General features: G+C 52.4%; 19 protein-coding genes and 1 riboswitch. Of the genes, 8 read left to right on the forward strand and 11 right to left on the reverse strand.

Translation table 11 applies throughout. The annotated features are described in order from the left end of the window. Positions 1-849 precede the first annotated feature (849 nt). The 3 genes from G5149_RS15720 to G5149_RS15730 all read left to right on the forward strand — a co-directional run bounded on the left by G5149_RS15720 (position 850) and on the right by G5149_RS15730 (position 4613). Positions 850-2523 (forward strand): LytS/YhcK type 5TM receptor domain-containing protein, encoded by a 1674-nt coding sequence (locus tag G5149_RS15720; RefSeq protein ID WP_421212910.1) that lies wholly within the window; start codon positions 850-852, stop codon positions 2521-2523. 46 nt (positions 2524-2569) lie between these two features. Next, the gene (locus tag G5149_RS15725) at positions 2570-3313 is read left to right on the forward strand and encodes a LytR/AlgR family response regulator transcription factor (protein WP_421212912.1); all 744 of its coding nucleotides are present in this window, start codon (positions 2570-2572) and stop codon (positions 3311-3313) included. 109 nt (positions 3314-3422) lie between these two features. Beyond that, the gene (locus G5149_RS15730; RefSeq protein WP_421212913.1) at positions 3423-4613 is read left to right on the forward strand and encodes an MFS transporter; all 1191 of its coding nucleotides are present in this window, start codon (positions 3423-3425) and stop codon (positions 4611-4613) included. A 549-nt stretch (positions 4614-5162) separates the two neighbouring features. Here the strand turns inward: G5149_RS15730 and G5149_RS15735 are convergent. The 5 genes from G5149_RS15735 to ecpA form a co-directional block, all read right to left on the reverse strand. Then, positions 5163-5831 (reverse strand): fimbria/pilus periplasmic chaperone, encoded by a 669-nt coding sequence (locus G5149_RS15735; protein ID WP_421212914.1) that lies wholly within the window; start codon positions 5829-5831, stop codon positions 5163-5165. A gap of 14 nt (positions 5832-5845) precedes the next feature. Further along, the gene (locus G5149_RS15740; RefSeq protein WP_421212916.1) at positions 5846-7462 is read right to left on the reverse strand and encodes a hypothetical protein; all 1617 of its coding nucleotides are present in this window, start codon (positions 7460-7462) and stop codon (positions 5846-5848) included. Between the two features lie 2 nt (positions 7463-7464). After that, positions 7465-9912: a TcfC E-set like domain-containing protein gene (locus G5149_RS15745; protein WP_236348279.1), complete on the reverse strand. Its 2448-nt coding sequence runs from the start codon at positions 9910-9912 to the stop codon at positions 7465-7467. A gap of 82 nt (positions 9913-9994) precedes the next feature. After that, entirely contained in the window at positions 9995-10660 is a 666-nt protein-coding gene (locus tag G5149_RS15750) for a hypothetical protein (protein ID WP_421212918.1), read from the reverse strand. A 59-nt stretch (positions 10661-10719) separates the two neighbouring features. Beyond that, positions 10720-11304 (reverse strand): common pilus major fimbrillin subunit EcpA, encoded by a 585-nt coding sequence (ecpA, locus tag G5149_RS15755; protein WP_288728203.1) that lies wholly within the window; start codon positions 11302-11304, stop codon positions 10720-10722. Between the two features lie 595 nt (positions 11305-11899). Here ecpA and G5149_RS15760 point away from each other — a divergent pair. Then, positions 11900-12523 (forward strand): response regulator transcription factor, encoded by a 624-nt coding sequence (locus tag G5149_RS15760; RefSeq protein ID WP_216979767.1) that lies wholly within the window; start codon positions 11900-11902, stop codon positions 12521-12523. 2 nt (positions 12524-12525) lie between these two features. Further along, on the forward strand, positions 12526-16113 hold the full coding sequence (locus tag G5149_RS15765; RefSeq protein ID WP_421212926.1) for an ATP-binding protein: 3588 nt from the start codon (positions 12526-12528) through the stop codon (positions 16111-16113). A gap of 35 nt (positions 16114-16148) precedes the next feature. Here the strand turns inward: G5149_RS15765 and G5149_RS15770 are convergent, their stop codons facing one another. The 5 genes from G5149_RS15770 to G5149_RS15790 form a co-directional block, all read right to left on the reverse strand. After that, positions 16149-16589, reverse strand: a complete 441-nt coding sequence (locus tag G5149_RS15770) for a hypothetical protein (protein ID WP_005342112.1) — start codon at positions 16587-16589, stop codon at positions 16149-16151. A 397-nt stretch (positions 16590-16986) separates the two neighbouring features. Further along, positions 16987-18114: a 5-(carboxyamino)imidazole ribonucleotide synthase gene (locus G5149_RS15775; protein WP_216979766.1), complete on the reverse strand. Its 1128-nt coding sequence runs from the start codon at positions 18112-18114 to the stop codon at positions 16987-16989. After that, positions 18111-18620 (reverse strand): 5-(carboxyamino)imidazole ribonucleotide mutase, encoded by a 510-nt coding sequence (purE, locus tag G5149_RS15780; protein WP_216979765.1) that lies wholly within the window; start codon positions 18618-18620, stop codon positions 18111-18113. The genes G5149_RS15775 and purE overlap by 4 nt, the downstream gene beginning before the upstream one ends. A gap of 63 nt (positions 18621-18683) precedes the next feature. Continuing rightward, complete coding sequence (locus tag G5149_RS15785) at positions 18684-18986, reverse strand: P-II family nitrogen regulator (RefSeq protein WP_005321666.1); 303 nt, start codon at positions 18984-18986, stop codon at positions 18684-18686. 4 nt (positions 18987-18990) lie between these two features. Beyond that, positions 18991-19917 carry a sodium-dependent bicarbonate transport family permease gene (locus G5149_RS15790; RefSeq protein ID WP_421212921.1) on the reverse strand — a complete coding sequence of 309 codons (927 nt, stop codon included), beginning with the start codon at positions 19915-19917 and terminating at the stop codon, positions 18991-18993. 109 nt (positions 19918-20026) lie between these two features. On the opposite strand from G5149_RS15790, the gene nhaR reads away from it, so the two are divergent. The 3 genes from nhaR (at position 20027) to murI (ending at position 23923) form a co-directional block, all read left to right on the forward strand. Further along, the gene (gene nhaR / locus G5149_RS15795) at positions 20027-20929 is read left to right on the forward strand and encodes a transcriptional activator NhaR (RefSeq protein ID WP_216979764.1); all 903 of its coding nucleotides are present in this window, start codon (positions 20027-20029) and stop codon (positions 20927-20929) included. Between the two features lie 35 nt (positions 20930-20964). Next, positions 20965-21143, forward strand: a riboswitch (cobalamin riboswitch). 51 nt (positions 21144-21194) lie between these two features. Beyond that, the gene (locus G5149_RS15800; RefSeq protein WP_216979763.1) at positions 21195-23009 is read left to right on the forward strand and encodes a TonB-dependent receptor domain-containing protein; all 1815 of its coding nucleotides are present in this window, start codon (positions 21195-21197) and stop codon (positions 23007-23009) included. Positions 23010-23119: 110 nt separating this feature from the next. Further along, a complete protein-coding gene (gene murI, locus G5149_RS15805; protein ID WP_041234370.1) occupies positions 23120-23923 on the forward strand; it encodes a glutamate racemase in 804 nt (267 codons plus the stop codon). 7 nt (positions 23924-23930) lie between these two features. Here the strand turns inward: murI and G5149_RS15810 are convergent, their stop codons facing one another. After that, the gene (locus tag G5149_RS15810; RefSeq protein ID WP_204482057.1) at positions 23931-24422 is read right to left on the reverse strand and encodes an RNA recognition motif domain-containing protein; all 492 of its coding nucleotides are present in this window, start codon (positions 24420-24422) and stop codon (positions 23931-23933) included. Positions 24423-24770: the final 348 nt, after the last annotated feature.

Raw genomic sequence — 24770 nt, forward strand, 5'->3', positions numbered from 1 at the left:
TCTTTGTGATGTTGAAAAGGAGGGGTGGAAGTCATGGTGTTTTATGTAATTTAATATATTTTGTTTTTTGGTGTATTGTTTCTACCCCTTTAGGGTTGGCATGCAAAGTACCTGGAGATTCATGATGGTGACTGGCATGTTGGTTTGAACTTGTGATTTTTTTGATAAAGCGAGGAAAATAACAACTTATTTGCACTGATATATTTTATGTTGTTTTTAGATCTTTTATATTAAATTGCTTTCTGAAGTCGGTCACTCATTTAAATTGGTGGCGTTTAGTAAGCGTATAGCAATCAGGGTGATTAAAAATTCAGTGGGTTTTATTTTTACTGGTGCGTGCATCACGCCTATCATTTTATAGGCGGTAAATGATGTTTTTGCTCCAAAAAGTTAGCTTGGTATCAAGGGTACCAATCTCACAGATAGCAAAATAAAGTGGCAAGTCTTCAATGATGCGTAGAGAAATTAAGATTGTCTACTTGAGTAGACTATTTCCTATGTTAAATAAATCATCAATGATTTTTGAAAGAATGTTTTTGAGGCTGGGATTCAGAGATGGCTTTTGAATATATTCAGTTTTGCACTGTACAGGTAATTATCTCTAAAAGTATGGTTGATAGAGGATTTTGTTGTGCGTGGAGCTTGGATGACGGATGCCATTACATTAACAGTGAGCTGTTTTTTTAGCTGGCAAGTTAGTAGCCAGTAACTTGTGCTGACTCGTTATCCATAGACATGGTTTCGTTTTATTCGTACGGTTAGGCCACTTTCATCCTGTTTCGAAATCAGTACATTGCCAGCAAATAGGATATGATCCGGAGTACTCTTGGTTGATGCAGGAATACAGTTGTGCTTGAAAATCAGATGATGCTGCTGGCGGTGTTCGAACGGGCGGCGCTGATGCTGATGACCCTCTTCTTCCTGACCCGCACCCGGCCGTTCCAGCGGTTGTTCCAGAAGCGGGATCACACCCCCGCAGAGCTGGTGCTGGTGGCCTCCATCTTTGGCCTGTTTGCGGTGTTCAGTACCTACACCGGCATTCCGGTGGAGGGGGCGCTGATCAACGTGCGGATTATTGCCATTATTTCCGGCGGTATCCTGTTCGGCCCCTGGGTCGGCATTCCGGCCGGGGTCATCTCCGGTCTGCACCGCTATCTCATCGATATGGACGGTCATACCTCTATCCCGTGTCTCATCGCCAGCATCATCGCCGGTCTGCTCGCCACCTGGCTGCACCTGCGCTGCCGCAAGTCGAGGCTCTGGCTCTACGGCATTCTGGCGGGGATGCTCTGCGAAGGGCTGACCATGCTGCTCATCTGGCTGCTGACCGAGCCCCACGAAGTCGGGGTGGAGATCGTCAACCATATCGCCTATCCGATGATCGCCGGGGCGCTCTGCATCGGCCTCATCATCAAGCTGGTGCAGGATCTGGATGACGAGAAGGAGCTGATTGCCGCCAAGCAGGCCAAGCTGGCGCTCGATATCGCCAACAAGACGCTGCCTTTCTTCCAGAACATCGATCGCCACTCCCTCAGTCAGGTGTGCGATGTGATCCGGCGCGACATCAGCGCCGATGCGGTGGCCATCACAGATACCCATGACGTGCTGGCCTATGTCGGGGTGGGCAAAGACTATTACGAGCTGGATGAGCACCACGCCATCAGCGGCATGACCCAGCAGGCGGTGCTGCTCGACCAGATCATCATCAACAATGATTTGCGCCAGTATCACCTCTCTGATTTCCACTCGGTCATCATTATTCCGCTGCGGGAGAACGGCTCGGTGAGCGGCACCCTCAAGATCTACTATCGCCGTACCCACAGCATCACCAGCTCGCTGCGGGAGATGGCGGTGGGCCTCTCCCAGCTCATCTCCACCCAGATGGAGGTGTCGCGCATCGAGCAACTCAAGGAGATGACCCGCAAGGCGGAGTTCACCGCGTTGCAGAGCAAGATCAACCCGCACTTCCTGTTCAATGCCCTCAACGCCATCTCGTCGCTGATCCGCATCCGGCCCCAGCAGGCGCGCCAGCTCATTGCCAATCTGGCGGATTACCTGCGCTACAACCTCAACAAGGGTGACACCCTCATCGACATCAAGGAGGAGTTGCAGCAGGTGCGCGACTACGTGGCCATCGAGCAGGCCCGCTTTGGTGACAAGCTGGAGGTGGTGTTCGATGTGGATGACGTGCATATCGAGGTGCCGAGCCTGCTGTTGCAGCCGCTGGTGGAAAACGCCATCCTGCACGGCATCCAGCCCCGCAGCGCGCCGGGTCGGGTCACCATCGAGGTGAAGCAGCTGGCGGGCGGCATCCGGGTATCGGTGCGGGACACCGGTTACGGCATCAGTCAGGCAGTGATCGACGGGGTGGCCGCCGGTCGGGTGGAGAGCCGCAGCATCGGCCTGATGAACGTGCATCAGCGGGTCAAGCTGCTCTATGGCGACGGCCTGCACCTCAAGCGGCTGGAGCCGGGTACCGAAGTGAGTTTCTATCTGCCGGATCAGGAGTCGATTCCATGTTGAGTGCCATCATGGTTGAGGATAAGTATGTGCCGCGAGAGGTGTTGTCATGCTGAAAGCCATCATAGTGGAAGACGAATATCTGGCCCGCGAGGAGTTGATCTATCTGGTGGGGCAGCACAGCCAAATCGAGATAGTGGCGAGCTTCGAGGATGGGTTGGAGGCGTTCAAATACCTGCAGGATCACGAGGTGGATGTGGTGTTCCTCGATATCCAGATCCCCTCCATCGATGGCCTGCTGCTGGCCAAGAACCTGCACAAGTCGAGCCATCCGCCCCACATCGTCTTCGTCACCGCCTACAAGGAGTTTGCGGTGGAGGCGTTCGAGCTGGAGGCGTTCGACTACATCCTCAAGCCCTACAACGAGCCGCGCATCATCAATCTGCTGCAAAAGCTCGAACATGCGGGCAAGTCACAGCCTGCCACCACGGGGGAGGCGAGCGGCGAGGGGAGCAGTCCGCACAATCGCACCGTCAATCTGGTGAAGGGGGAGCGCATCATCGTCACCCCCTGCGAGCAGATCTACTACGCGGAAGCGGACGAGAAGCTTACCTATGTCTACACCCGTGATGACCGCTACGTGATGACCATGACCATCAGCGAGTTTGTCAGCCGGTTGCCTGCCGAGGGGTTCTTCCGTTGCCACCGCTCCTACTGCGTCAACATCAACAAGATCCGCGAAATCGTCCCCTGGTTCAACAGCACCTATCTCATCCGGCTCCATGATCTGCCGTTCGAGGTGCCGGTCAGTCGCAGCAACATCAAGGCGTTCCGTCAGCTGATGCGGCTCTGATTGTCATTCATTCCCGCCGATCTGCATTTCATGCCTTAATCGATCGGCGCGAACTGCGTCTTGTCTATAGTGGCCCCAGTTTCCTTAAGGCCATCGACCGAGACGCATCATGACCATCGATCTGAATCGCACCCGGTACCTGACACTGGTCGGTACCATCATCACCCAGTTTGCACTGGGTTCTGTCTACACCTGGAGCCTGTTCAACGCCCAGCTCTCCGACAAGCTGGACGAGCCGGTGAGTCAGGTCGCTTTCGCTTTCGGCCTGCTCAGCCTGTCGCTGGCAGTCGCCTCCTCCATGGCGGGCAAGCTGCAGGAGCGGTTCGGGGTGCGTAACGTGACCCTGGGCGCTGGCGTGCTGCTCGGCATCGGCTTCTTCCTCACCGCCCACGCCAGCAATCTGGCGATGCTCTACCTCTGCGCGGGCATTCTGGTCGGTTTTGCCGACGGTACCGGCTACCTGATGACTCTCTCCAACTGCGTGAAGTGGTTCCCGGAGCGCAAGGGGCTGATCTCCGCCTGTTCCATCGGGGCCTATGGTCTCGGCAGTCTCGGTTTCAAATACATCAACCTGCTGCTGCTCTCCAGCTCCGGCCTTGAGACCACCTTCCAGCTGTGGGGGCTGATCGCCATGTCCATGGTGCTGGTGGGCGGCATGCTGATGAAGGATGCGCCCAAGCAGGCCGCCTCCGTACAGCAGAGCGAGAGCCGTGACTTCACTCTGGCCGAGGCGATGCGCAAGCCGCAGTACTGGATGCTGGCGCTGATGTTCCTCACCGCCTGCATGAGTGGCCTCTACGTCATCGGCGTGGCCAAGGATATCGGCGAGAAGATGGTGGGTCTGCCTGCTGTAGTCGCCGCCAATGCCGTCGCCATCATCGCCATGGCCAACCTGGGTGGCCGTCTGGTGCTGGGTATCCTCTCCGACAAGATGTCCCGCATCCGGGTCATCACCATTGCCCAGCTGATTACCCTGGCGGGCATGGCGCTGCTGCTGTTCGTGCCGCTCAATGCCAACCTGTTCTTTGTGGCGGTCGCTTGTGTGGCGTTCAGCTTCGGTGGCACCATCACCGTCTACCCCTCGCTGGTGAGCGACTTCTTCGGTCTTAACAACCTGACCAAGAACTACGGCGTCATCTATCTGGGCTTTGGTCTGGGCAGCATCATCGGCTCCATCGTGGCCTCCCTGTTTGGCGGCTTTATGGCGACCTTCCACCTGATCCTGGTGTTGCTGGTGGTGGCGCTGGTGCTCTCCCTCACTATCCGTCTGCCGGCTCCGATAGCGGTGGAGCGGGCCTGATAGCCTCTTGGCTACACCAAGCAATAACATGACCCGACCCATGTCAGTTCTGTAATGTTGTTCACCTAAGCTGAGCCGCATTGCCGTCTAAAGTGACACATCATCATCAACGTCCTGGGCTTGATAGCCTGGGGCGTTTTTTTATTAATATTTCTCCAATCTGGCCCCGATACTCGACCAATCGCAGTGGCGTATGTAATAACGACAATACATTATCTATTATTTCATTATGAACCGAGCGGGAAATATTGTCCGTTGGATTTTATATGACTAGGTATATCAATGCGACGGTTAAGTTTTATACGGCAGACATAAAAATTAAGGCGCCGAGAAAAATGCTGCTAACGTTTTATAGCTGATTTTTTTGATATTTTATCTTAACTAAATAGCATGCAGGTATACCAATATTTTTCTTCATGAAACATAGGTGTTGATTTTGTGATGGTTCCAGGTAGTTTCATGGATGGATAATAATGAAATAGTGTTGCTACATTGCTTAGTTATATTTAACAATATTTAGCAACCATCAAACATCTTTATGAAAATAAATTACTTGCACTCTTTCCCGACTGGTATGAATTTATTTTTATATATGATCACATGCTGATTTCCTGCTTTTCCAATATTATTGTTGTGCCATCTTTCACCGGGTAATAAATACTTGCTTGTGGCTTCACTATCTGGCTGTTCACAGCCTTGCTTAACCATGAATTCAAAATAAGTGTTTCCTGAATTAGTGATTGTCTGTTGGTTTTCATCAAATAGATAATCAAAGGCTATTTGTCGCGGACGAACAACCAAAATAGATTGCACAGCCAGTTTTATCTCTAATGCCCCCTTTAGACTATTACGCATGTTTTTATCAACTTGAGCTACGGGTGACTCTGTGAAGGTGATTCGATAGTAACGCTCATTATTATCAGCGGGCCCTTTGTAATATAGCTTAATATTTTGTGAATTATTAGCATGTAACATGAAGCGTTTGGGGGAAAACAACAGTTCGCCTGGTATGGTTGGGAGTGTGACACCTTTAGTTGTTGGGTTATTTATCTTTTCCATCTGGACTTCATACACTTTTGTTACATTACTATTGTTGGTGATAGTTCGAACTATAAAGTCTTCTTTTGGAGCCATGGCGATTGTCATGGCTCCAATGTCAATCGCCAAGGCATTTGAAGAGAGTGCAAATATTAGCAAGGAGCCAAAAAAACGATACATAACTTTCTCCATATTTAGCGCCAAGTTCCCTTTATAGTTATAGTACCACTTTGTTGTACACTTCCCTCCCATAACTCATCATTAATGGTACGCTGTACCATGGGGTCGGTTAGATCAAACTCTAGCGCCAGCTCATAAAACCGGGTAATCCCTTTCCCACTGATGGGATCATTCCATTCTTGCGGTGTAGTGCTATCCTGGATCCCTAATGCACGAATGTCTAAAGGGGTGCCATCGCAACGGATATTATGCTGTGATAATAACCCATTGGTAGTTGAATTAAATACCAACTTGGTCGGTATTGGCACTGCCTGCTCGATGGCCGAGTCCTCTGCAGGATAGAAGGTGCAAAATCCCTGATAAGGTGACCCGATATCTTGGGTAATAGCAATCTCCAACATGTCCGCACTGATGGGGCCACTATCCGATATTTTGTAAGAGAAATTCAAAATGTCTTTTCCTACGCTACCCTCCTGGTATGGAGAGCTCACCCCTTCAGAGGACAGGATAGAGACGCTAAAATCTCGTGGCTTGATAACTATTTCAGTGGTACCACTGAACTCATAAAAACCGCTCTCCGGTGCTTTGATATTTCTCATATTAAAGTTAATCAAGTTTCTAGTTAGCTGTTCTTGCAATCCAAGTCTAACCACTTGCTTGAAAAAATTGCTTGATAGAAAAAGATAGATAGATGATTGGCCTTTAAGATAGCTGACATTGTAGTCTGCCCCCCTAAGAGCCCAGTTGGTCAAATTAGTGCTCATTTGAACATCTGCACTGACAATAGCACTATTCAACGTTGAGTTTTTTATGTTGGTGTAAATATAGGGGTCTGAAAATGACTGGCTGCCATCCTGATTAAATTCATAGTCAAGAAAACGACATAAAACACCATCTCTAGTTCCTAGCCGATAATTTTCACAACCTTGTGAACCAGGTAGTATGTATGGCATGCCATTGCTATCAACAATAACTTCGCTGATTGCATTGGTTTGGATAAAACGCAAGTGCCCCGCTTTTTTGTGCTGTGTTTTTTTTACATACCAAGATCCGCTATCTTGGTTTACACAGCGCTCTCCTGCTGCTGCGTTATATACTCTTGTTGTCATACAGAAGTTCATTTCTCTATTTAATATAGTGCCTACAGGCATGCTTCTAAGGTAGTCAAAGAAGCTGGAGCTTAGCTTTGCATGTGCATATCCAGTAGCTGCTTTCATTAACCCATAGAAACCTGATTCGTTAACTTCTGCAGGTTTATTAATGGCCTCTGCGGTTTGTGGATCACACCCAGACCAGCTTTTTATGCAGCGCTGGTTAATATATGGGTGTCGAATTGGCCCATTTTCCCACATATCTATATTATAGTTAGTTACACTATAGTTATGGCCATTATCCGCATATGCCAAACTCACCTGCCTGGAATCAGAGGTCCAAGCATTACCCCCTGATAAACGGGGGTCAAGGTAATCAGTTGGTGTGATAAATAAGTTGTGGTCCTCCTGATTTTCAATGAATAGAAAATGACGAAGATCAGCATCAACTAAATTATACTTGATGACAGCGGCGTTGCCATTTTGATTCCAGCACACGGCAAGAGTGATAACAAAAATTAATTTATATGGAAATTTCATAATCAATAATCTCTCAACATGGCATAGGTCGGCATTCCTTGGCAGGTTATCATTCCTACCCAAGCTGCTCCTGAATGTTTTTCAAGATCAAGTTCCGCTTCACAAAACTCACTGCCGTTGCGGAATGTCAATATTGGGTTGGATTTATCCACATCCAGTGAAAACTCTCCAACATCATTGGTGATAGTGGTGCCAACATGGTTATCAATCCGTGCATTAACTATCAGGGAGCCATCTTCGGCTCTTAGTATGCCAAATACAGTGACCATTTCTTTGATAGCATTGCTGGCATCCAGGGTTGCTACGTTACCGGGGAATAAAGTGTACTTTTGTTTTCCGGTATTAATGTCATAGCTGTCTTTGCCTTGCTTGCTATTGAGCAGCTCGATTTCGTATTCACTATAAGGTGAGAGAGCTAAAAAGGTTTGCTCGCCTTTTAAGGGGTAGTCCTGACCATTGATTTTGGCAAGCATCTGTCCTTCACGATCTATCCCGGTGTTAATAATGAGTCCGGAGCCGGAGCTATTTTGGCTTGAGGTAATCACTGAGTCTAGAGTTGTGACAAGTGCACCACGAGCAATGAGATTGCCATTTATATCGCCGCTGTGGCCACGTCCCATCGTTACCGTACCACCAATCGCTTTGTTCTCGAAACCCAAGGTTCCGGAGAGCGCTGTATTATGAACATCGCTACCATGCACCATTCGAGAAGCGTTGAATGAGGCCAGGTTAATGACGCCATCCATACGTTTTTGATAATTCAAGTTGGCAGTTGTCTGGCCTTGCTCGTTGCTGCTCATACCCAAGCTGAATAAATTGTCGAATGGAATAGAGTAGTCGAGCGTGATACTTCTGTTATCAAAACTATTGAACGTCCCGCCGTCACTTTGCAAGCTTGCTCGCATAGACAGATTGCCATAGCGGCCAGAATAGAGGTGCTGGCTGTAATCAACGTAGCTACGTTCACTGTTCATTTCACGGTCATGCGTGGTATTAAATGTCAGTTGCCCAAGACCATCAATCCAGCCACCTAGATTCAAGGTAATACCGGCAGAGTAAAGTTCCGCTTCACTTACCGTCAGGGTATTACCTACTTTCAGTTTTTCCTGGCTGAGCCACAGGGACGCATTTTCATAAGCCTGCAGGGATAGACCGGATGCGAATCTCCAGGATTGATCGGAAGACACCATGCTTTGCAATTGGGTATTGAGGTGCTCGTTTACTTGCCAGCTGGCGCGAGCTTCACCTACCGCGGCGTCTTTGAACGCATACGATGTCGTGGCCAACTCAATGGTGTTAAACGAACGAGCCAACGACATACCAAGCAATGGGGAATCGCCATTCTCCTGCGTCCCTTCCATCATCCCTCCCCACAATTGCCATCCCCACTCTTGGGTAAAGTGCTGAGTACCACCTAATTTGGTCACTCGTTGGCTTGTGGTGCTGGTAAGGCGCCCATCGACATACACTTCAACAGTGACGTTATAAATCCCGTTGGGAAAAGCCGAGGTATCGATGTTTTGGTTGCCGATAGCCAAATTTTGCAACGCAATCAGTCGTCCATCTCGGTATACCCTGGCCTCGCCATTGGCTGGCATGAAGACTTGCACCTGAGTGGTCGACTCATTGACTGTCTGCTTGCGTGACTGTGCCTGGTTGCCATACGACGCACCGTAAATACGTCCGGCACTTAGGGCGGTTACCCCGCTCAGCGTCTGAAGGTCCCATGTCGACACCATCCCTGCAGCAATACGACGGTCATCAAGATCTCGCTCGTACATGACGCGATAGATGTCTCCGGATTGTTCCGGTTCCCCGAGATTATAAAGAGAGGCATCCATGGCTATATGATGCGCACCCAGCCCGACGGTGCTGTTCAGTTGCAGGAAGTTCGAGTCGCTATGACCACTTTGTTGGTTATTGTTGAAAGAGTAACCCATGTTGTAGCGATGTACTCCTGTCAGGGTGTCAACGCTTGGTGTCAATGCAACCCGGTTGTCTTGCTGTTTGGCTTGGCCAAATGCTTCGCGTGAGACTTGAATCGTCAGCAACATGGACACCAGGTCAAGCTGCATGCTCGCGTTGCTATCTATTTGCAACCGCCCGTCCGCAGAGAATGTACGCCTTTGTTCATTGGCAAGCATGTTGGTAAGCGTATCGTTGAGTAGTTGCTGTTGTTCACCAGCACTGAAGTCGATACGTAACAAATGGAGCTGTCCACCCTGTAGAAGCAGGGTTGCATTACCGATAGGACTGTCTGTCAATGTGTCGAGTCCGTTGTTTTCATCGGAATATTGCAGGCGAACAGGAACCGCCAGCCCCTCTTCCAGTGCCTTTGCAAAGCTGGCCGGGATGATGACATTGGCAATCTTGAGTGGCGCCGCGCTGTTGGCCGAGGTAGAAACAACTATCAGCATGGAGAGCGGCAACAGGCAGGTTTTCTTCAACATATCAAGCACCATGGTTTACAGATTCCGGCAAGACAACACCGCCACTCGACCGAGTGGTACAGGCTGTACCAGTAGAAACGGGTTATTTGACGACGATGAACTCTTGACCGAGCCATAGGCCCAAGTGGCTTTTGGGATTGTGCATATCCACTTTCTTGAAATGACGCTTTTTACCGGGCAAGTCGTAATATGTTTCTTTGCATTGTTCTTGTCGCTTTGTGTCCAGACAGGGTCCATAGGCCACAGTGCGATAAGAGGCATTTCCCTGATTGGTTAGCACTCTGTTTTGCAAGTTGTAGGCGAACTTTTGCTGACGCGGGGTTACAACCAGAATGGTGCCAATCTGGGCTGAGGTCGTGGCCACGGCCTGGCGACGATTGTTTTTCTGGTCGTCCATCGACAGGGCGATATCCAGCCATCGGATGCGGTAGTAACGCTCTTTGCCATCCTGTGGGCCCTTATAAAAGAAACGCACGTTATTTTTGGCATTGGCGGGTAATACCAGTCGACTTGGCGAGAGCATCAACTCGCCTGCGACTTCCATAGGGATCTCTTCGCCACCTTCTTCTGGCGACGAGATTCGGCTGACTGAGATGGTGACTAACCTGGCTTGTGAACTGGCGTTTTCGATCTCCTTGGCGGCGTCTTGGCTGTCAGCATCAATGAAGGTGGTGACAGAGCCAACGTTGATAGCTTGGCTGGTCATGGGAAGCAACAGCATGGATGCCATCAGCATTTTCAGGTTCATGAGAACTCCTGTGATTAAAAGGGCCCCAGAGGGGCCCTGCGTAAAATCCGCTGTGGCAATTAGATCCAGTTAGCAACGAACTCGACGTTGACTTCCCCGGTCCACATACCATCCGGCAGGGTATCGAAAGCTGCTGCTACGCCGTTGGCCGTGGCGCTTTCAATATTGAAAGTGAACGAGCCCTGAGCTGTGTGACGCTGAAGATCAGTTGCATTGCCAACATTAAAGGAGCTGGCCAGCGGAGAAAGATCACCGCCAGTGTTACCAGCGGCGGTATCGATCAGCGTGGTATAGGCATTTGCGGTGACCGGTTGACCCATCCAGAACACGCCGACATCAACGGTGGAGCCACCGCTCAGATGGTTCAGTGTGCCGCTCAGCTTCTTGGCTTTCAGCGTAAAGTCGGTTGCGCTGTCATCACCCTGGATTGCTACATCGAACAGACCACTAACGGTATTAAAGCCCTTGATCCCTTCTGCATACTGGAAAGAGAGGCTGTCGAGTGGTGTTACTACCAGTTCAGACACAGTGTCTTTTTTGGCTGTTGCTTTCCATTTCGCAACTGCTTTTGCTTCTACAGCGGCGTTAGCAGCTGCAGTGAAACCCAGCCCTGCAACAGTCAGCGCAATCAGAGTCTTTTTCATCTTGATATTTCCTACACATTTTCTGATGGGGGCATTTGCTGCCACCCGTTTGATTCCACGCACCCAGGGTGCATTCCCTTTCCAGCTTGCAGGACTCTTTTGTCCAAGCAACTCTGCCGATTACCGAAGCGTGATGCTTCGCCAATCAGCTCATCTTTTCGCCGACAAAGATACTGGACGGACCTGCCTGGATCGATTTAATGGTGTGTAGGAAAAGTCCTAAAAGGTGGTTGTTGCATGCAACTTAAATGAGTTCTGACATGACGGCTTTACAGATGGATTTGTTGCTCACTATTTATTTGATTTATATGGTTTTTATGCTTTGATTTAAAATCAAATAGTCATTGTGATTTTTATGGTGGATCGTATGAACTCGTCAGAGACAATGATATCGAGAGAAAGGAGCCAAAAGAAGTCTGTTACGCATAACGCTATGATTTATATCGCTAAAATTGAGCATTGCAAGCTGGGAATGGCACTGAAATTAGCAAATGGTTTAAATGTGTAACATGTTATTAATATCTGGGTGCTATATGGTGCATATGCTGCATTTATAGTTAGTATGCGCAGCATCAAATTTTTAGTAGGTAGATATATGGCAAAAATATTGATAGTGGATGATCACCCAGCCATCAGGATGGCTGTTCGTATTCTGTTGCAGCAAGACGATCATCATATTGTCGCTGAGGTTGATAATGGCGTGGATGCTATTTTGGTTGCACGTACAAATAACCCTGACATAGTCATTTTAGATATAGGCATTCCTAAGCTAGATGGTGTTGAGGTTATTAAAAGACTTAAGGATATGGATGCTAAAATTAAAGTTGTAATATTATCTGCTCAAGCTACACATCATATTATGGTGCGCTGCTTGCAAGCTGGTGCAGATGGGTTTATATCAAAGTTAGATGATCTTTCTTTGCTGAAAAATGTACTTGTTAAAATTGGTAAAGGCCAGCTGTGCTTCCCTAGAAATGTAATGGCCGGGGCGAGGTATGCTCATGAAGTTGATCGCGAAGATGTCTTATCTGTCCTCTCTGATAGAGAAATGAGTGTGTTAATGCAAATATGTCAGGGGCATACCAACAAACAAATTGCAGAGAGTATGTTGCTTAGTGAAAAAACAGTCAGTACGTACAAAACTCGGTTGATGCAGAAACTGAATGTGACCAATATGGTTGACCTGATTAGCCTGGCCAAGCGCCAAGAGTTACTGTGAATATGAAAGCATCATACGTAGCCGCTCTGGCCTTATTATGCGCATTTTTTGCCTCAGCAAGTCATGTTGAGTCGCCATTCTTGCATGTGTATTCGCGAAATGACAGTGAATATATTGATAAAAATTTTTTGCCATTACATGTGGAAGAATGGCTTTGGTTGCGAAATAAGGGGCGCTTGGTGCTCGGAGTCCCAATGCCTGATAATCCTCCTATGGATATTACACTACGCGCTAATGCATACGAAGGAGTTACCGCTGACATTGTTGGAATGTTGAGCCATTTGTTGCATATCGAGATCGTTGTGAAAAGTATACCATCTCGCGCTGAAGCTATTGAGGCGCTGAAACGTGGAGAGATCGACTTCTTAAGCACGTCTAATGCCTATGAAGAACAACAGCAGCTATTGTTAACAGATAAATATATGCCGGATGATCCAGCTATATATAAAAATATACATGTAGATGAACATGACATACGAACTGTGGCTGTTCCAGAGTATTATCTTCCCACAATTGATGTGAAGCGATATCTACCAGGCATACAAATAAAAATGTATCCATCTCGTTACAGCGCACTCGCTGCCGTTGCTTATGGGCAAGTAGATGCTGTGATGCTGGATATGATTTCAGGAAATTTCATTGTTAATAAGTTTTACCAAGACAGTATTCAGTTATTAAAGCCACTATATCGAGATACTCATGGTTTTTCATTTTCTTTAGACAGGAGAAATCAACGGCTAAAAAAAATTATAAATATTGCTTTAGAGGAAATTCTAGATGGGAAACGTGAGGAAATTGCAAAGCGTTGGAATGGAGGTGGCCTTTCTATCAGCGCGCGTAAGGTTGAGTTAAGTAACGAGCAGTGGAACTGGCTAGGTAAACAAAAAAAAATAAAAATTGGCGTTAATGATGGTGTTCCTCCGCTTAGCTTTCTAGATGTAAATAACACCTTGCATGGGGTTGTTGCTGACTTGCTGCAAGTTCTGCGGGCGAAACTGGGTGTTGAAATAGAGATTGTACCGGTTAAGACGACTACACAGATGCTAAAGCTGCTTGACGAGCGTCAGGTAGACATAGCGGTATTGAGCCCATCGGACGCACGTAGAAGTAGTTATTTGTTCAGCCGCGCCTTTGTACTGGAGCCTTTGGCTTATGTCGTAGGAGTCAGTCACGAGGCAACGGTGCCGGAGACGTTACTTAAAACCGGTACGGTTGCGATGGTAAAGGATTTTATTTCCGAACAGGCGATTGAGGAAGAGTATGGCCAGTTGAAGGCCAAGCAGTTCGATCGCATCGAAGATGCATTGCGTTGTGTGGCAAGCAAGCTTTGTGATGTGACCGTGCTTCCATTGCGAGTTGCCAAGCACTACATAAATAGCAAGTTTCCGGACAGCCTGTTCATTACGGGTGAACTTTTTGAATCTATTCCAATAAGCGCAGCTTTTGCTGTTCCCCCGGAGCGCCGGATTCTAAGGGACATCCTGGATCAAGTGATAGCCATGATTCCGCCGGATGAGCTGGAGGGCCTTTCCAATCGCTGGCGCGTCAGTACCCAACAGGAGGCAATAACTTGGCAGGAACTGGTGCGGGAATTTGGCGGCATCATCGCCTTGATCATGCTGCTGACTATCTGGATTGGTCTGTGGGGTCTATCCCTGCACAAGCAGGTGCGCCAGCGTAGAGCTGCTGAAGTGGCCTTGAGCACGCAGCTCAAGTTCATCGAAGATCTGGTTGATGGCACACCTCATCCCATTTATGCCCGGGATCAGGAGGATAGACTGGTGCTGTGTAACAGCTCCTATGCTGGTTTTTTTGGTGAGGAGAAAGATAGTCTGCTGGGCACTACCATGGAGGAAGATATACGGCGCTGGCCTTTCCTGGCTCCCTTGCTAGAGGATTTCAGCATGGCACGTACAGTGCGGTGTGTCAGGCAAGGTGATCATCGCTTGTCAATGACAACAGGCGTTGTCGATGTTTATCACTGGGTTCAACCTTACTTTGATCTTGAGGGGAGTGTTCAAGGGGTCATTGGGGGCTGGATCGATGTGAGCGAGCGGCTGCGTTTGTTAGAAGAGCTGGCCCTGGCCAGCCAGGATGCTCAGGAGGCCAATCGTGCCAAGTCGACTTTTTTGGCGACCATGAGCCATGAGATTCGTACACCCATGAATGCAATTATTGGGTTGCTGGAACTGACCTTGCGCCGTGCTCGACTGCATGAAGAGGACAAGGCCTCACTCTCCATCGCCCATGGTTCGGCCAAGGATCTGTTGAGCCTGATTGGCGATATTCTGGATATTTCCAAGATAGAGTCCGGTCGGCTCGAACTAAGGCCGGAATCCCATGACATCGTGGCGCTGACGGCTTCGGTCGTCACTGTATTTACCGCTCTGGCCAGACAAAAGAACTTGCAACTGGAGCTCGCAGCCAGTGAGCCTCGCTGGGTTCTGGTCGATAGTATCTGCTACAAACAAATCCTCTCCAATCTTATCAGCAATGCCATAAAGTACACGGATAAGGGATCGGTGCGGGTCGAGTTGCAATCAAAAGCCAGTGACGGCTGGTGTACTTTGCAGCTGGCTATTCGGGATACGGGCATAGGCATTGCTCCCGCTGATCAAGCCAGGCTGTTCCAGCCTTTTGGTCAGGCGAGGCAGCCTGAGCACATCCAGCGTTCTGGCACGGGTCTCGGTCTGATGATCTCCCGCTCGCTCTGTGAGTTGATGGGAGGGGCTCTGTTGCTTGAGAGTGAACTCGGACGCGGCACTTGTGTCAGTATCGAGATGAAGTTGCCGTTGGCCAGCGCAGTCGAGCCTGCATCGCCAGTGGCATTGGGCACGATGACGGGCTACACCCGTCAGCTACGGGTCATGATCGTGGATGATCACCCTACTAACCGGCTGCTGGTCAGTCAGCAGTTGGCGTATCTCGGGCATGATGCAACGGCTGTTGAGTCGGGTGCCGATGCGTTGGATCTTCTTGTTAAAGTGCCCTTTGACGTAATGATCACCGACTTCAATATGCCCGGCATGAGTGGTTTTGAATTGACTCGCCAATATAGAGCTCTGGAATTGGATAGGGGGGCTCATCGTTGCCTTATCTTGGGGTTGACGGCTGATGCCCGTCAGGAGCAGGTGAGCGAGGGACTGGCGGCTGGCATGGACGATTGCCTGTTCAAACCAGTGGGACTGGAGGAGCTGGAGTGCTGTCTGGGCCGCCACATGCGACATGAAGAACAGAGGGAGATCGAGCATTGCATGCAGGAGATTAAGTTGTGTCTGGGGCCTTTGACCGGTCATCAGCCTGCACTCACGTTGCCTTTGTTGAATGAGTTTGCACGAGCGAGTGATGATGATCTGCTGTGCCTACGGCAGGCTGCCGATGACGGTGAGGTAGCCCGGTTTCTTGATTATGTGCATCGCCTGAAAGGCGGGGCCAGGATCATGGGAGCAATGAAACTGGTGGCGGTGTGTAGTGAGGCGGAATCGGCCGGGCTTGAGCCACAGGAATTGCTTGGGGCATTGCAGCAATTGCAGTATTCATATGGGATTGTCAGGCAAGCGATAATGAGAATGCAGCCAGAACTGGCATGAAAATGAAGGCATGTTGGACATGCCTTCATGGATGCTCAGCCGTGCCAATAGACCAGTAGTTCATAGGCCGCTTCGCCGGTTTGATCCGGTTTGGCGGTTGAGGCCTGGTAGCTGAGGAAGTAACGGGTGGCTTGGGTTAGTGGCAGGGCATGGTGTCGTGGCAGTGGCTGGCCGTTGAGAGATAGCTTGAAGTCGGTATCGGCCTGCTCGGGCAAACTGGCATACAGGGTGCGGGCCTGCAATTGATAGGTGGTATTGAAATCCGAGTTGCTGACGTTGATGGCCTCGGTCTGGACTGGGCTGGATGTGAACGAGGAATTGACCTGTTGTTGACCCGGGTGGGTGAGTGAGATTTCCATCCCGGTACTTTTGCTGGCGGTGGCTGGCCAGGCGATCTGAGAGGTTAGCTTGTCGGCCTGAGCCGACATCGTGTAGCAAACAGTCAGTAGTGCCACCAGAACTCCTTTCTGAGACATATGATTATCTCCTGGATATCGAAGTTACCCCGCTGCCGGGGAGCTCTTATCTATCGACCTGATAATTGTAAAGTTTAATCAGGGCCCCACTGTTCGGAATACGCTGACACGGGATATGACCCAGTGTTCTCTCCTTTTAGTCATAGATATAGAATTCTTGTTTTGCTCGGAAATTAGATGATGTTGTTTGTGGTGTTTGGTAACGACATCTGGCTTCCCTGATACGTTGGCAGTGTACTCGCTACCTTGTTACACCAGCGCTGTTGCAACTTGCGGCTCTAGAACCTACCGCACTACGGCAAGGATGGCGGATGAGGGGTTGGTCATGTAACTTATCTTGCTGCTGGCCGAACCCCATACGGTGGATGTCGCGATCGTCAGCCATATCTCATACGATTTATCGTGGTGGTGCGAGTCCCAGCAGCTGACGAGCCTTGCTGCAGGTCTCCTCCACCGTTGACCAGTCGTCACCGGTTACCGTGATATGGCCCATCTTGCGGCCGGGGCGTGGTTCGCCCTTGCCGTAGAGGTGCAGATGCAGGCCGGGCAGCGCCAGCAGGGCAGCCCAGTCGGGTGTGCCGTTCTGCCAGAGATCACCCAGCAGGTTGATTAACAGGGCGGGACGCACGGCGATCTGATCCGGCAGCGGCAGATCGCACAGGGCGCGCACCTGCAACTCGAACTGGCTGCATGCAGCGTTGTCGATGCTGGGGTGACCCGAGTTGTGGGGGCGGGGCGCCAGCTCGTTGACCAGCAGTCTACCTTCCACCAGAAAGAACTCCACCGTCAGTACCCCAACGTAATCGAGAGCTGCTATCAGCCGTTCGGCTATTGCTTTGGCTTCGCTCTCCAGCGTTGGCACATTGGCCGGGGAGCGGGTCTGGTCCAGAATGCCGCCGCTGTGCCAGTTCTGCACCAGAGGCAGGGCGCTGATGGCACCGCTCGGGCTGCGCGCCAGGGTCAGGGCAAACTCCCCCTCCAGCGCCAGCCGTTTTTCCAGCACGCAGGGCACACCACTGGCTGCCAACACCGTCGCCAGCTCATCCAGACCGCTCACTTGCCATTGCCCCTTGCCGTCGTACCCCTCGCGGGCCGTCTTGAGGATGGCGGGGAAGAGTTCGCTGGCCTGTGCGGGGATGGGCTCTTCCGGCAGTAGCGCCAGATAGAGGGCAACCGGGATGTCAGCTCTGCACAGAAAGGCTTTCTCCTCGCGGCGCTCCTGACAGATGCGCACCGCGCTGGCGGTCGGGCGTACCGGCTTTTGCTGTTCGAGCAGCGCGAGGGTGGCGGCGGGCACATTTTCGAATTCGCAGCTGATGGCCTCGCAGCGGCTAGCCAGATCGTGCAGGGCGGCCTGGTCATCATAGGAAGCGACAATATGGTGATCGGCGGCGGCACCGGCGATGCTGGCCGGGTCGGGATCCAGTACCACCACCTTATAGCCGAGGCGGTGGGCGGCCATCACGAAGTAGCGGCCAAGCTGGCCGCCCCCCAGCATGCCGAGGGTGGCGGGTGGCAGTATCATGTCGGCTCCTCCAGTTGCAGTGCCAGCACCCGATCTCGCTCGTGGGTGCGGAAGTCGTCGAGTTGCTGCCGGTATCGGGGGGCGTCGTCGTCTTGTGCAACGGAGAGCAGGGAGACCGCAAACAGGGCTGCGTTGGCGGCCCCCGCCTCGCCGATGGCGAAGGTGGCTACCGGCACCCCTTTGGGCATCTGCACGATGGAGAGCAGGGAGTCCATTCCCTTGAGATGGCGGGAGGGGATGGGCACCCCCAGCACCGGCAATGTGGTCTTGGCGGCAACCATGCCCGGCAGGTGTGCGGCTCCACCGGCCCCGGCGATGATGGCGCGCAGACCGCGCTCGCGGGCAGTGGCGGCATACTCGAACAGCAGATCCGGGGTGCGATGGGCCGATACCACCTGTGCCTCGTAGGGCACGCCGTGCTCCTTGAGGATGCGGGCGGCAGCCTGCAGCACTGGCCAGTCGGAGTCGGAGCCCATTACCAGGCCGATCAGGGGAGAGGTGTTCATTTTCTCTGAATCCTTGATGTTAAACGTTTGCTTTTGGTGGGCAAAAAGAGCCGGCAAGCCGGCTCAGAATTTCTCGGGTCGCACGATTTCGACCGGTTGCAGAAAGGCGATCATGGCGTAGTCGGGGTAGTAGCGACTCTGCAGGTGGGCCAGCAGCCGCTCCGCCTGCTCCCGGCTGCAGATCGCCTCCAGCCGGATGTTGCCGCTCTCGCTCCAGCTGGCGTTGCGCTCGCCATGATCCCCCCGACCACGGGCATCTGTGATGGTGTAGCCGCGCAGCCCCTCGCGGGTGAGGGTGCGCAGCAGGGTTGGCTCCAGATTGGCTTCCGTGATGACGGTCAGCAGGGTGCGGGTCTCGGTCTGCATGTGGCTACTCCGTGAAGTGGCGGGCCCAGCTGTGGTAGAGCGGGATCCCCAGCATGATGTTGAACGGGAAGGTGACCCCCAGCACGGCGCTGAGGGAGAGCCCCGGGTTGGCCTGGGGCACGGCGATGCGCATGGTGGCCGGCACAGCAATATAGGAGGCGCTGGCCGCCAGGGTGGTCAGCAGGGTCAGGCCGCCGAGGGAGAGCCCCATCAGCTGGCCAGCAGCCAATCCCAGTCCCGCCGAGGCGAGCGGCATCAAAAGGGCGAAGCCGAGCAGGAACAGGCCATGGCGGCGCAGATCCTGACACTGGCGGGCGACGATGAGGCCCATCTCCAGCAGGAACAGCGCCAGCGCCCCCTTGAACAGGTCGACAAACAGCGGTTTGAGCGGGGCAATCCCGTCCGGTCCGGCCAGATAGCCGATTGCCATGCCGCCGAGCAGCAGAGTTACCCCTTTGCCGAGGAAGGTCTCGTGGGCCAGCATGCGCCAGCGGGTCTCGCGACTGATGCCGCGGGCGAGCACTATGCCCACCAGAATGGCCGGGATCTCCATCACTGCGAGGAAGATGGAGAGTTGGGATTCAAAGCTGATGCCCCGCTCGGTCAGCCAGTTCACCCCGACCGCAAAGGTGGCGACGCTGACCGAGCCATAGTGGGCGGCGGTGGCGGCGGCATCCACCCGGTTCATCTTGAGGCGCAGCACGGCAAAGCCGAGCAGGGTCTGCACCACACCGAGCAGGATCACCAGCGCAAGTTGCGGCAGCAGGGGCAGCAAGGATTGCTGGGCCAGACCGACGCCGCCCTTGAGGCCGATGGCCAGCAGCAAAAAGAGGGAGAGGGTATCGTAGAGGGCAGGCGGCAGTTTGAGCTCGGAGCGCACCAGACCGGCCAGCAGACCAAACAGAAAGAAGAGAACAACGACGTCCAGCATGATGGCTCGCAGGGCAGTTCAGATAATGGTTGCATGCTAGAGCCCGCAATGTTTCGATAAAATCAGATTCTCGCTGATGGTTGTTCGGTAAAAACTGATAGGGAACGGCATGCTCAACTATAAACAGCTCTACTATTTCTGGCATGTGGCGCGCAGTGGCAGCGTGACACAAGCTGCCGAACAGCTGCACCTCACGCCGCAGACCATCAGCGGTCAGGTCGCCGAGCTGGAGCAGTCCCTCGGGGTGGCGCTGTTCAACCGGGTGGGTAGGCGTCTGGTGCTGACTGCTGCCGGGCGGCAGGCGCAGGAACAGGCGGGGGCGATTTTCTCGCTCGGTGCCGAGCTGGAGCACACCCTGCGCCACGCCAGTCAGGAACTGACCATGCAGGTGGGGATCGCCGATTCGGTACCCCGTACTCTGGCGTTCGAGCTGCTGGCTCCCGCCATGGCGCTGGCGACCCCGCTGCGCCTGGTGTGTCACGAGGAGCGGGCCGAGCAGCTGTTCAGCGAACTGGCCCGCCACAAGCTGGATATGGTGCTGATCGATCGCCCGCTCCCTCCCGACAGCGGCGTGCGTGGCTATAACCACGAGCTGGGGCGCAGCCCGCTGGCGCTGTTTGCCAGCCCGGAGCTGGCTGCGCGGGCGCGGGACGGCTTTCCCGCCTCGCTGGAGGGGTTGCCGCTGCTGATCCCCGGAGAGAAGTCGGCCACCCACGATCGGCTGCTGGAGTGGTATCGGCAGCAGGGCATTCATCCCCATCTGGTGGGGCAGTTTGATGACTCCACCCTGATGAAGTCGTTCGGCAAGGCAGGGATGGGGATCTTCCCGGCGCCGCTGGCGATGGCCGACGAGATTGGTCGCCTCTACGGGGTGGAACGGATCGCCACTCTCACCGACGTCACCCTCTCTTATTATCTGGTCTCGGCAGGGCGCCATCTCTCCCATCCCGGGGTACAGGCGGTGATGGAGGGAGCCCAACAGCGGCTGGCGGCGCTGGCTGGCAAAAAATAGCAATCTGGATGGCTATACATCCAGCTTTGCTCTGCCTATAATCCTCCCGCTTTGGCGCATCATGCTTAATAGGGAATCCGGTGAGAATCCGGAGCTGGCGCGCAGCGGTAAGGGGGAACGAAGCGACATCAGGGCACTGCCGTCAGGCGGGAAGCCGTCGCCGTAGGCTATCAGCCCCCGAGCCCGAAGACCTGCCAGAGTTCGTATTTCGGGCCGAGAGAAACCGGCCACGAAGTAGATACTTACGCGAACTTAAGGATCTCTCATGTCGAAGAAATTTCTGGCGGCTGCCCTGTTGCCGACGGCGGCGTTTGCCCAAACCACCATCCCCATCAATCCAACTCTGGTCATTACGGCCAACCGCATGGAGCAACCGGTCAGCTCGGTGTTGGCGCCTGTTGTGGTGATCGATCGCGCCGAGATCGAATCTCGTCAGGTGCAGAGTTTGCCAGCGTTGCTGAAGACGCTGCCCGGCGTGCAGATCACTACCCTGGGTGGCAGAGGTCACATGAGCAGCCTGTTCATACGTGGTACCAACTCCAACCATTCACTGGTGCTGATGAATGGGCGTCCCATCGCGGCCATGGTGGCCGGTACGCCGGATCTCAGCCAGATCCCCCTCGGCAATATCGAGCGCATCGAGTATATCCGTGGCCCGCGCGCTGCGGTGTATGGTTCTGATGCCATCGGCGGTGTTATCAACCTCATCACCAAAACATCCGCCAAGAATGGCAGCGAGACACATCTGAAAGGTGGTGCTGGCAGCAATGGCTATGGTCAGGGCGAGCTAAGAACAGTTCAGTCATTTGGCCAAAAAACCGATATGAACATGCTGATTGGCTACGAGCGTACTGACGGTTTTGATGTCGTAGCCAATGCTCAGCAGCCTGACCGGGATGGGTTCTCCGGCCGCAATGGCCAAATCGGTTTGAACCACGCTTTTAATGATGCATGGAGCGCTGATTTTAATGCTCAGGGTTATGACAATCTGACAGAAACGGACGACCCCTATCTGTCTGCGGATCAGAGCCGAGTACAGGCTTTCCAATATGACGGTGGTCTCAAGTTCCAGGGTAAGGATCTGATCAGTCGACTTGAAGTCAGTTACGGTGAAAACAAGCTGAAGAACTGGCTGGAGAGTAATGGGGAAGAAACTGGCCAACCCATTCATACAGGTCTGACACGTTTATCCTGGATCAACAGCTGGAGTGGTATTGAAGGGGTCAGCCTGACAGGCGGTGCAGATTGGCAGCGTGAGGAGATGAAGTCAGACTCTCGGAGCTATGGCAAAAACTTTAATGCCCCCGATCGTGACAATAAAGGATTGTTTGCCGTGGGAAGCTACCGTTGGCAGGCGCTGCTGTGGGAACTTTCCGGCCGCACTGATGATAACCAGCAATATGGTCGTCACAATACCTGGTCTGCGGCAAGTGGGCTGGATTTTGATGAGAACCACAATGTACGGCTGAGCTACGGTACTGGCTTCAAAGCGCCTACCTTTATGGATCTTTACTACCCGGGTTATGAGAATCCGGCATTGCAACCAGAAGAAAGCAAGAATTTGGAGCTGGATTTCTCCGGTCGTTACACCGGTTGGGACTGGTCAGCAAACTTCTATCGTAACCAAATCCAAAACCTGATTCAGTGCCAAAAAGGTTATATCACCTGTACCAAGGGCAATACTGATGCCGAGATTGAAGGCATCGAGTTGGCCCTTGGTTTGGATACTTGGCTTGTACATCATGACTTCAACTATGACTACACACGCGCCAAGGACAAAAATGCGAATGATCAGCAACTCTTGCGTCGAGCGAAACACAAAGGTACCTGGCTGACCAGTTTCACGACAGGTCAAATGACCTGGAGTACAGAGGTGCTATATGTTGGTGAAAGACTCGATGTAGGCAATGTTGAGTTGAGCCCGTATACCCTTGTGAACTTGGGTGCTACCTACGCCGCTACTAATCAGCTGACATTGGGCGGTCGTATCGATAATTTGTTTGATCGCAATTATGAAGTCGCTAAAGGCTATGCATCACCAGGTACCGAGTTCAAAGTAACTGCCGACTACCGCTTCTGATGCTTTCTCCAGTTCATCCTTGAAAAACCGAGGCCCTGCCATTGGCAGGGCCTTTTCTATTGGCGGCAGGGGGGAGTATGATCGCCGCCTTGCACCAAAGGGGAGCTCAAGTGGCCAATATTCTCGTGTTTGATTCCGGTATGGGTGGCCTGACCATCTACCGCGAGATCCGCCGCGTTTTGCCGGCACACAACTATTTCTACTGCTTCGACAATGCCAACTTCCCCTATGGTGAATTGAGCGAGCCCGCCCTGATTGCTGCCTGCACCCGTTTGGTTACCACCATGGTGGCCCGTCATCATATCGATCTGGTGGTGATTGCCTGCAACACGGCCAGCACCATAGCGCTGCCGGCACTGCGTGCGGTACTGGATATTCCTGTGGTGGGGGTGGTGCCAGCCATCAAGCCCGCCGCCGCACAGACCCGCAACGGTTGTATCGGTTTGCTGGCTACGCCGGGCACGGTGAGTCGCGACTATACCCACGAACTGATCGCCCAGTTCGCTCCCGGCAAGCGGGTGCTGCTCAAGGGGACCACCGAGTTGGTAATCGAAGCCGAGCACAAGCTGGCGGGTTTACCGGTCAATATGGCGTTGCTGCGAGAGGTATTGGCCGACTGGCTGGAGGGGGAAGAGAAGCCGGATACGCTGGTGCTCGGTTGCACCCACTTCCCGCTACTCAATGAAGAGATTGGGCAACTGATGCCGCAATGCCAGCTGATTGACTCGGGCAGTGCCGTTGCCAAACGAGTTGCCTGGTTGCTGAGCAATGGCGGGCATGGCGCCGTGCAGCCTATATATATAGAAGAGGTGATTGCCAGGGCTTACTGTACCCGGCTGGATGGGGAGGCCCAAAAACTGACAGCCCCCTTGCAAGTATGGGGGCTGTCATCACTGGAAGAGGTAAGGTACTGACGAGCAGTTAGGCGTCAGCTTCGCTACCTTCCCTCTCCTCTTTATCACGTTTGTCATTCGCTTCACGTACCTTGAGGGTGCGCTGCTGGTACTCTTTGTCATTCAACGCGGCAATCGCCTTGGCGGCATCGGCGGCAGGCATCTCCACGAAACCGAAACCTCTGCGCTTGCCGGTTGCCTTGTCTTTCATCAACCGTACGGAAATGACCTGGCCCTGTTCGGCAAACAACTCGCGCACAGCAATCTCATTGGCGCGATAGGGCAGGTTGCCTACATATAAGGTGCAAGTCTCCTGATTGGCGATCGACTCGGCGACATTAGCCGAGGTTCGCTTCAGGAACAGCGGTACTACGAAACCGCCGATGGCCAGACCTGCTGCAAAAATTACTTCCGCTTTCAAAGAGAACTGCAGGGCCTGGGCAACCAGGTAGCCAACCACTGCCAATACCAGAGCAAGGATTGCGGCCTGCATATAGACGGGAAACTTGGATAAATTCATCTTAAAAGACCTTTTGTAAATGAAAGCAAAAAAGGTGCAACACTATATTCACCTCCATGGTAACCAGCTTTCCTGATTGGCGCTACCATGGGACCACTCGGGAGAGGTTATCGGCTCCAGTATGGCACTCCCAAGGGCTTTGGCGGCGATATAAATGACGCAGAAAGGGGAGTGAAGTAGTCCGGTTGTGGATAACCCTGTATATATACACTGAACAAACTGTTTCTAATTGAATAATTTGAAATTTCCGTGATTTTCTTCAAAAAAACTATTGTCATCCCGGCGCGGCTCCCTATAATGCGCCCCTACCAGCACGGCGGAACACGCCGAACTGATGAGCCAGCTTCC

It is taken from the genome of Aeromonas sp. 600479, assembly GCF_049175515.1.
Classification (GTDB): Bacteria; Pseudomonadota; Gammaproteobacteria; order Enterobacterales; family Aeromonadaceae; genus Aeromonas; species Aeromonas veronii_A.

Excerpts from the sequence above, each read along its gene's own strand:
- G5149_RS15740 (WP_421212916.1), bottom strand. The coding sequence starts at position 7,462 with ATGAAATTTCCATATAAATTAATTTTTGTTATCACTCTTGCCGTGTGC.
- G5149_RS15745 (WP_236348279.1), bottom strand. The coding sequence starts at position 9,912 with ATGTTGAAGAAAACCTGCCTGTTGCCGCTCTCCATGCTGATAGTTGTT.
- G5149_RS15750 (WP_421212918.1), bottom strand. The coding sequence starts at position 10,660 with ATGAACCTGAAAATGCTGATGGCATCCATGCTGTTGCTTCCCATGACC.
- G5149_RS15810 (WP_204482057.1), bottom strand. The coding sequence starts at position 24,422 with ATGAATTTATCCAAGTTTCCCGTCTATATGCAGGCCGCAATCCTTGCT.
- G5149_RS15725 (WP_421212912.1), top strand. The coding sequence starts at position 2,570 with ATGCTGAAAGCCATCATAGTGGAAGACGAATATCTGGCCCGCGAGGAG.
- G5149_RS15785 (WP_005321666.1), bottom strand. The coding sequence starts at position 18,986 with ATGCAGACCGAGACCCGCACCCTGCTGACCGTCATCACGGAAGCCAAT.
- ecpA (WP_288728203.1), bottom strand. The coding sequence starts at position 11,304 with ATGAAAAAGACTCTGATTGCGCTGACTGTTGCAGGGCTGGGTTTCACT.
- G5149_RS15790 (WP_421212921.1), bottom strand. The coding sequence starts at position 19,917 with ATGCTGGACGTCGTTGTTCTCTTCTTTCTGTTTGGTCTGCTGGCCGGT.
- G5149_RS15800 (WP_216979763.1), top strand. The coding sequence starts at position 21,195 with ATGTCGAAGAAATTTCTGGCGGCTGCCCTGTTGCCGACGGCGGCGTTT.
- purE (WP_216979765.1), bottom strand. The coding sequence starts at position 18,620 with ATGAACACCTCTCCCCTGATCGGCCTGGTAATGGGCTCCGACTCCGAC.
- nhaR (WP_216979764.1), top strand. The coding sequence starts at position 20,027 with ATGCTCAACTATAAACAGCTCTACTATTTCTGGCATGTGGCGCGCAGT.
- G5149_RS15770 (WP_005342112.1), bottom strand. The coding sequence starts at position 16,589 with ATGTCTCAGAAAGGAGTTCTGGTGGCACTACTGACTGTTTGCTACACG.
- G5149_RS15735 (WP_421212914.1), bottom strand. The coding sequence starts at position 5,831 with ATGTATCGTTTTTTTGGCTCCTTGCTAATATTTGCACTCTCTTCAAAT.
- G5149_RS15765 (WP_421212926.1), top strand. The coding sequence starts at position 12,526 with ATGAAAGCATCATACGTAGCCGCTCTGGCCTTATTATGCGCATTTTTT.
- G5149_RS15775 (WP_216979766.1), bottom strand. The coding sequence starts at position 18,114 with ATGATACTGCCACCCGCCACCCTCGGCATGCTGGGGGGCGGCCAGCTT.
- G5149_RS15730 (WP_421212913.1), top strand. The coding sequence starts at position 3,423 with ATGACCATCGATCTGAATCGCACCCGGTACCTGACACTGGTCGGTACC.
- G5149_RS15760 (WP_216979767.1), top strand. The coding sequence starts at position 11,900 with ATGGCAAAAATATTGATAGTGGATGATCACCCAGCCATCAGGATGGCT.